Source organism: Mesorhizobium sp. M0998 (assembly GCF_040318885.1).
Lineage (GTDB): Bacteria > Pseudomonadota > Alphaproteobacteria > Rhizobiales > Rhizobiaceae > Mesorhizobium.
Window position 1 is genome coordinate 127,486 of sequence record NZ_JAMYND010000018.1, and the last position, 7,980, is coordinate 135,465.

General features: G+C 65.3%; 5 protein-coding genes and 1 pseudogene. All 6 read right to left on the reverse strand.

The features are described from left to right. Positions 1-108: 108 nt before the first annotated feature. The gene (locus NKH59_RS18805; protein WP_352448164.1) at positions 109-1,383 is read right to left on the reverse strand and encodes an RNA polymerase sigma factor; all 1,275 of its coding nucleotides are present in this window, start codon (positions 1,381-1,383) and stop codon (positions 109-111) included. Beyond that, positions 1,380-1,754: a YciI family protein gene (locus NKH59_RS18810; RefSeq protein WP_254817007.1), complete on the reverse strand. Its 375-nt coding sequence runs from the start codon at positions 1,752-1,754 to the stop codon at positions 1,380-1,382. The genes NKH59_RS18805 and NKH59_RS18810 overlap by 4 nt, the downstream gene beginning before the upstream one ends. A gap of 86 nt (positions 1,755-1,840) precedes the next feature. Further along, positions 1,841-2,959: a DNA topoisomerase IB gene (locus NKH59_RS18815; protein WP_352469574.1), complete on the reverse strand. Its 1,119-nt coding sequence runs from the start codon at positions 2,957-2,959 to the stop codon at positions 1,841-1,843. 118 nt (positions 2,960-3,077) lie between these two features. Continuing rightward, a complete protein-coding gene (locus NKH59_RS18820) occupies positions 3,078-3,962 on the reverse strand; it encodes a transglutaminase family protein (protein ID WP_352448166.1) in 885 nt (294 codons plus the stop codon). 7 nt (positions 3,963-3,969) lie between these two features. Further along, the gene (locus NKH59_RS18825) at positions 3,970-6,381 is read right to left on the reverse strand and encodes a circularly permuted type 2 ATP-grasp protein (protein WP_352539323.1); all 2,412 of its coding nucleotides are present in this window, start codon (positions 6,379-6,381) and stop codon (positions 3,970-3,972) included. Between the two features lie 6 nt (positions 6,382-6,387). Beyond that, positions 6,388-7,980, reverse strand: a pseudogene (locus tag NKH59_RS18830) (transglutaminase family protein); the annotation flags it as partial.

Here is a 7,980-nt window from a genome sequence, read left to right on the forward strand (position 1 = left end):
GCACACCAGGCGCTGTCATGGCGTGGCATTACGCGTTTCAGGGAGAAATCGCCACCCCGGCATGGTCCAAGCCGGCGTCCGACTGTTGAACCAGCCAGATAGAGCGAATCAGTGTGCCGTCTTGGCGGTTTCCCGCACGGCGCTTTCTTTCATCAGCCGGTCGATATGCATGCGGATATGCGCTGCCTCGGCGGCCGTGTTGGCAAGCGCGATGGCGCGGTCGAAAGCGACGCGCGCCTCCTCGCCGCGGCCAAGCTGCATCAGCAGTCCGCCCTTGAGGCCGAAGAAATGGAAATAGCCGGAAAGCCTTCCCTCCAGCGGCTCGATCATGGCGAGTGCGGCTTCCGGTCCACGCACCTTGGAGACCGCGACGGCGCGGTTGAGCGTCACCACCGGCGACGGCTGCATCTGCTCGAGCAGGCCGTAGAGCAGGTCGATCTCGTTCCAGTCCGTGTCCTCGGGCTTTTCCGCCCGCGCATGCAGTGCGGCGATCGCCGCTTGCACCTGGTAGGGACCGGGCTTGCGATGGCGCAACGCCTTATCGACCAGCGCCAGGCCTTCATCGATCATCTTGCGGCTCCACAGGCTGCGGTCCTGGTCTTCGAGCAGCACGATCTCGCCGTTCTCGTCGAAGCGAGCCGGCGAGCGTGCATGCTGCAGCAGCAATAGCGCCGTCAGCCCCATGATCTCCGGCTCGGTCTGGAACAGCCTGAGCAGCAGCCGGGCCAGCCGGATCGCCTCTTCGCAAAGCGGCGCACGCGCCGAAGCCTCGCCGCTGTTGCTGGAATAGCCTTCGTTGAAGATCAGGTAGACCATGGCGGCGACGGCGGCGAGCCGTTCGGAGCGCTCGACCGCTCCCGGCGTCTCGAACGGCACCCCGGCGTCGGCGATACGCGCCTTGGCGCGCGTGATACGCTGCTCCATTGCGCTTTCACCGACGAGGAAGGCGCGGGCGATCTGCTTGACCGTCAGGCCGGAGACGATGCGCAACGCCACCGCGATCTGCTGTGTGGCCGGCAGGTCGGGATGGCAGCAGATAAACAGCAGCCGCAAAATATCGTCGCGGTAATGCGCCCCGTCCAGCCGCTCGGCGACGTCGCTCTCGGCATCCTCTAGATCGGAGATCTGGTCCTCCTCCGGCAGCGGCGCCTGCTTGGCGCGCTTGCGCACCGCATCGATGCCGCTGTTGCGGCCGACGAAGATCAGCCAGGCTGCCGGATCGCGCGGCGGACCGTTTTTCGGCCAGTTGTTCAGTGCCCTCAGGCAGGCGTCCTGGAATGCTTCCTCCGCCGCGTCGAGGTCGCGGAAGTAGCGCAGCAATGCCCCCATCGCCTGCGGGCGAGCGGTGCTGATTGCCGTGCTGATCCAGGCGAGTTCGGTCATGCGGAAACCTTGGCGGGATTGAACAGCGAGACCGGCCGGATTTCGTAGGAGCCGCCGCTCGGGTTGACCTCGGAAAGCTCGCGCGCGAAGTCGACGGCCTCATCGAGGTCGGCGCATTCGAGCGTGTAAAAGCCGAGGAACTGTTCCTTGGTTTCGGCAAACGGGCCGTCGATGACGATCGATTCGCCCTTGACCTTCCTCAGCGTCGTCGCCGCGGTCGTCGGCAAGAGCCGCGCCACCGGGCCAAGCCGGCCCGCCTGGGCATATTTTTCCTGCACACCCAGAAGTTTTTCCATGACGGCGTCGTCCTGCTCCTTGCTCCAGGAGCAGACGACGTCTTCGGAGGCATAGCAGAGGATCGCGTAGAGCATGGGTCGTCCTTTTCTCTTTCAAAGGACGAAACACTAGGGCCGATGCAGACATGGCGTCGACAAAAAAATACGCTCCGGTCCCGGCGTCATTCCCTCGCCTTCAGCCATCTCAAGACCAAGGCCTCCTCGTCGTCGAGCCCGGCGATCGAGCGCTTGCCTTGGTTGGCATCCGCCATTTCGTCCAGCAGCCGTCCTTCGGGCCAGGCGCGGAACACTTCCGGATGGATGTAGCATTGGCGACAAACCGCGCGCGTATTGCCGAGCCGCTCGGCAACCTTGTCGATGATATTGTTCATCACCCGCTTTTGCTGCGCCTGGCTTTCCGGACGTTCGGTTTGCGCAAACAGCGACGCCGCATGGATGGTGCCACCCCAGGTTCTGAAGTGCTTGGAGCTGAACTCCGCTCCGGCGTTCTCCCTGATATAGCGGTTGACGTCGTCTGAGCGCACCGGATGCCTGTTTCCGTCCTCGTCGAGATACTGGAACAGTTTTTGGCCCGGCAGGTCCTGCGCTCCACGCACGACCTTGGCAATCCGGCGATCGACAAGCTTCAATCTCCATTCCTTGCCGGATTTACCGATGAAGGCAAAACGCAGGCTCGAGCCCTTGATGTCGACATGGCGGTCGCGCAGCGTGGTCAGCCCAAAACTCTTGTTGTCGCGGGCATAGGCGGCATTGCCGACACGGATCATCGTGTTGTCGAGCAGCCAGACGATAGCCGCCACGACGCGTTCCAGCGGCAGGCCGTGACGGCGCAAATCGACGTCGATCTGCCGCCGCAGTTCGGGCAGGCTTTCGGCGAAGGCGATCAGGCTCGAATATTTGACGCCGTCACGCTCCTCCGCCCAGTGCGGGTGATAGCGGTATTGTTTGCGGCCGCGCTGGTCCCGACCGGTCGCCTGGATGTGACCGTCGGCATCCGGCGAGATCCACACATCGGTCCAGGCCGGTGGAATGGCGAGCGCCTTGATGCGTGCCAGCGCCTCCCCGTCGACAGTCCGCCCGTCGGGTCCTTTGTACGAGAACCCCTTGCCCGAACGCAGCCGGCGAATACCGGGTTCAGTGTCGGTGACATAGTTGAGCGAGGCCCGAACGGCCGAGGCTTGCGCGCCGTTCTCCAGCGCTCCGTTCTGCGGCACCCCGTTTTTTGGTGCAGCTTTCCTCACAGCCGATTGGCCAGACGACGACCCGGATTTGTCCAGCATGTCCTCTCCACGGAATTTCCGTAGATAAGCCGCTTGCCGGCTGCGGGTTCCAACGCCTCTTGATCTCTTGGTTCCAGAACAGCCTATCGACGTCGCCGTGCAACGAAGACGTGCGTCGTCACGCCTTTTCGAGCACGACCGGAATGACGTCGACCGCTTGCTCCCCGACCTGCCCGCCGGTGGTTTTCAGCACGCCGACGATCGGCGCCACATCGGAGTAATCGCGGCCGTAGCCGACCGTGATATGGTCGTTGCTTGCCCGCATGCCATTGGTCGGATCGAATTCCTGCCAGCCGGCATCGCGCCCGCACCACACCTTGACCCAGGCGTGCATGGCGTCGGCACCTTCGAGCCGCGGCTTCCCGCGCGGCGGGATGGTGCGCAGGAACCCGCTGACATAGCCCGCGGGAATACCGAGGCCGCGCAGGCCGGCGATCATGATGTGGGAAAAATCCTGGCAGACGCCGCGCTTCAGGCCGAAGGCGTCGCTGGCCCGCGTCTGCACGGTGGTCGCCTCGCCGTCATAGGTGAAATCGCGGTGAATGCGGTTGCACAGAGCCATGGCCGTGCCGACTGTCGAACTGCCGGCACTGCCTTTCGCATAGGCAGTGATTGCCGCGTCGATGCCGGCATGATCGCTGGCGGCCAGAAAGTGATGCGGCGAAGCCGGCGCCAGCGAGTGCACTGCGCCGAGTTCTTCCCTCAGCCGGCGTATGTCCGGCGATACGTCGAGCCCGGGTTCGGGCCGCGATACCGACACACGCGCGCTCATCCTGATGTCGAGCGCATCATGCGCGTCACGAAAGGCGATCGAGGTGACACTGTTGCCGAAAAAGTCGGAAAAGTCGGAACGTTCGCTGGGCGCCGGCACAAAAGACAGTGAAGCGGCGATGACGCGTTGCACGCCAGGGATGGTCGGCGGCAGCACGCGCACCTGATGGCGGCCACCGCCGGCCGCCGCATCATAGTCGTAACGCAGGTGAAGCCTGATGTCGTAGAGCATGCTGTCTCTACCCGAAATAGGCTTTGGCGAGGCTGTTGTAGAGCCCGCCGATTTCATTGGCGAGATCGCCGAGGGCGTTGGCCGTCATGTCCGAGGGCTCCTTGATGGCGATCGACGTGTTGAGCTGCAGGATTTCCTTGGCCGCCGGCGACATATGGCCTTCAGCGCCGACAGCGGGCAGCAGCGCGATTTCGGCCTTCAGCCGTTCGAGCTGGAAAAGGATTGAGCGCGGGTTGAGCGGATCGAGCGCCAGAAGGTCGACCACCGTGCGCCGTCCCGCTTGCACCGGATATTGCCGACGGTGGGTCATGACGCTGTCGCCGATCTCCAGCATCATGTCGAGCGCACCTTCCGGCGCCTGGGCTCTGGTCAGCCGGGCGAGCGTGCGGGCGATCTGGATGCCGCGTTCGAGCCTGCGGCCGATTTCCAGGAAACGCCAGCCGGCAAAGCGGTACATATTCTCGTGCAGCAGGCCGGAAAACCCGGCCAGCTTGCGCAGGATGACCGTCATTGCCCTTGTCGCGTCGTCGCCCGGCGCCACTGTCGCGGCAAATTGGTGGATGGTCTTCGATAGATCCTTCAATGCCAGCCAGCCATCGGGCGAGAAGCGGTCGCGGATCTGCCCGGCGCTGTAAACGGCGCTGTCCAGCGTGCCGATGAGCCCCAATGGGATTGCCGTCTCGACGTCGATGCCGAACGGCGCGAGATAGTCGCTGATATCGGCGAGCAGCGGCATCTCGGGATCGGATGTCTCGGCCAGCCGCACATGGTAGGCGCGCAGGATGCGCACCGTGTCTTCCGACCGCTCGATATAGCGGCCGAGCCATGTCAGGTTCTCAGCCGCGCGGCTGGGCAGGCTGCCCGGCAGGGTTCGGGTGAAGCTGTCGTGCTCCTGCGGCAGCAGCGTCTCGCGCTCGACCGGCCTGTCGCTGACCACCCAGACATCCGCCGCCTGGCCGCCGCGCTGCATGGCAATGGCCGTCGGGTCGAGCGAAAAGCCGACACGGGCAAAACCGCCCGGCATCACCGTCCAGCCTTCCGGCGTCCGCGCCAGATAGACGCGCAGGCTTGCCGGCCGCGGCTCCAGCCAGCCGCCGACATAGACAGGCGTGGTCGACAGCGTCACCGCTTCCTGGCCGACGAAGTCGCCGCCGTCCCGTTCGATCCTGGCGACCAGTTCGGCCCGTTCCTCGACCGACAGCGCTGACCCGAGCTTGGTCGAGCCGTCGTCCTCGAAGGCAAGCCGCGTCGACAGCGCCGGGCCGATCACCATGCTATCGATATTGGCGAGCACATGTTCACGCTCCGTCTCCTGCCCGCACCACCATGTCGCGACCGTCGGCAGCAGCAGTTCCTCGTTGCGCAGGGCGCGCGAAATCTTGGGCAGGAAGGCGAGCAGCGCGCGCGTCTCCATCAGGCCGGAGCCCAGTGCATTGACGGCCGAAACCGCCCCTTGCCGAACCGCCTCGACCAGCCCCGGCGTGCCGATCTGCGAGTCCGGCCGCAATTCAAGCGGATCGGCGAAGGCGGCGTCGAGCCGCCGCCACAAGACGCTCACCGGCATCAGCCCCGAAACCGTGCGCACCATCAGCCTGCCGCCGGAGACGGTCAGGTCCTCGCCCTCGAGCAGCATGATGCCGAGATAGCGGGCGATATAGGCATGTTCGTAATAGGTTTCGTTTAGCGGTCCCGGCGTCAGGATGGCGACACGGCCGCCGGCTTGCCTGGCCATGCCGATCAGCGCGTCGCGGAAGCGACGGAAGAAGCCGGCCAGGCGGTGCACATGCATTTCGCCGTAGATGTCGGACAGCGCCCTTGTGGTGGCGACGCGGTTTTCCAGCGCAAAGCCGGCGCCCGACGGCGCCTGTGTGCGGTCGCCAAGCACCCACCAGCGGCCGTCCGGGCCACGACCGAGCTCGAAGGCGCAGAAATGCAGGAAATGGCCGCTGGCCGGCCTGGTGCCGACGACCGGCCGCAAATATTCGGGGCTGGCCGCGATCAATCCGGCCGGCAGAATGCCTTTCTCGACCAGCCGGTTCGGACCGTAAATGTCGGCGATGGTCTCCTCGAACAGATCGGCGCGCTGGACCAGGCCGGCGCTGATACCAGCCCATTCCTGCTCCTCGATCAGCAGCGGCACATGCGCCAGCGGCCATTCGCGCTCGTTGGCGCCGGCCTTGTCGTAGACGCGGTAGTAGACGCCGGCGTCGCGCAGGTACTGGTCGGCGCGGGCGAAGCGCTGGGCAAGCTTTTCCGGCCCCAGGTCCTCCAGCGCCTCGATGAAGTGCCGCCAGGCCGGCCGCGGATTGCCCGACGCATCGACCATCTCGTCGACGACGCCGTCGATCGGCTGATAGTGCTCCAGCAGACTGTGGGTCTGCGGCTTGCTGCGCAGCCTTTTGTGATTCCCCTTCGCCATGGCTGATCAGAGTCTTTGCGGCCGCCGAAGGTCAAGGGTCATCGGGAAATCTTCAGAGGCTTCTTCGTTGCGCAGCACATAGCTGGACGGCGTATGGCCACGCGGCTCGAAGCGAGCGAGCCGCCGCGCCTCCGCTTCGTTGCCATTGACCGGGAAGGTGTCATAGCTGCGCCCGCCGGGATGTGCGACATGGTAGACGCAGCCGCCGATTGCGCGGCCCGACCAGCGGTCATAGATGTCGAAGACCAGCGGGGTGTTGACCGGCAGCGCCGGATGCAGGCCGGACGCCGGCTGCCAGGCCTTGAAGCGCACGCCGGCCACCGCGATCTCGCGGTTGTCAGTCACCTTCATCGGCACGACGCGGCCGTTGCAGACGACGGCGTGACGCTCCGGGTTGAGCCCCTCGGTCTTCACCTGCAGCCTTTCGACGGAGGAATCGACAAAGCGCACGGTGCCGCCGATCGCGCCTTGCTCGCCCATCACGTGCCACGGCTCGAGCGCCTGCCTGAGCTCCAGCTTGACGCCGGCATGCTGGACCTCGCCGCAGAACGGGAAGCGGAATTCGAGCTGGGCATCGAACCATTCCGGACGGAATGCAAAGCCGTTCAGCTTGAGGTCGTCCAGCACATCGAGAAAATCCGCCCAGACATAATGCGGCAGCATGAAACGGTCGTGCAGCGAAGTGCCCCAGCGCACGAAGCGGCCGTCGAGCGGGTTCTTCCAGGCCCGGGCGATGATGGCGCGCACCAGCAATTGCTGCGCCAGGCTCATGCGCGCGTTGGGCGGCATCTCGAAGCCGCGGAATTCGACCAGCCCGAGCCGGCCGGTCGGCCCGTCCGGCGAAAACAACTTGTCGATGCAGATTTCCGATCTATGCGTATTGCCGGTCACGTCGGTCAGAAGGTTGCGGAACAGCCGGTCGACCAGCCACGGCAGGGGTGCCGCGCCCTTGTCCGGATGCGGCACCTGCGCCATCGCGATTTCGAGTTCGTAGAGCGTATCGTGGCGCGCCTCATCGAAGCGCGGCGCCTGGCTGGTGGGGCCGATGAACAGGCCGGAGAAAAGGTAGGACAGCGACGGATGCCGCTGCCATTGCAGCACCAGGCTCTTCAACAGGTCGGGGCGGCGCAGGAACGGACTGTCATTGGGCGTTGCGCCGCCGACGACGACATGGTTGCCGCCGCCGGTGCCGGTGTGGCGGCCGTCGATCATGAACTTGTCGGCGCCAAGCCGCGTCTGCCGCGCCTCTTCGTAGATCGCCGTGGTCGTCGCCACGCAATCCTGCCAATTCGCGGCGGGGTGGATGTTGACCTCGATGACGCCGGGATCGGGTGCGACACGGATGACGTTGAGGCGCGGATCGTGCGGCGGGCCGTAGCCCTCGATATGCACAGGCAGTCCGATCGCCTTGGCAGCGTTCTCCGCCGCCGCGACCAGTTCGAGATAGTCCTCCAGCGCTTCAACCGGCGGCATGAAAACGCAAAGCCGTCCGTCGCGCGGCTCGACCGAAAGCGCCGTGCGCCCGGCGCCGCCGCGCTCGGTGATCTCCTGTTAGCCACGGTCCTGCGGGCCGGTGGCGGCCGGGGAGGTAACGGCCGG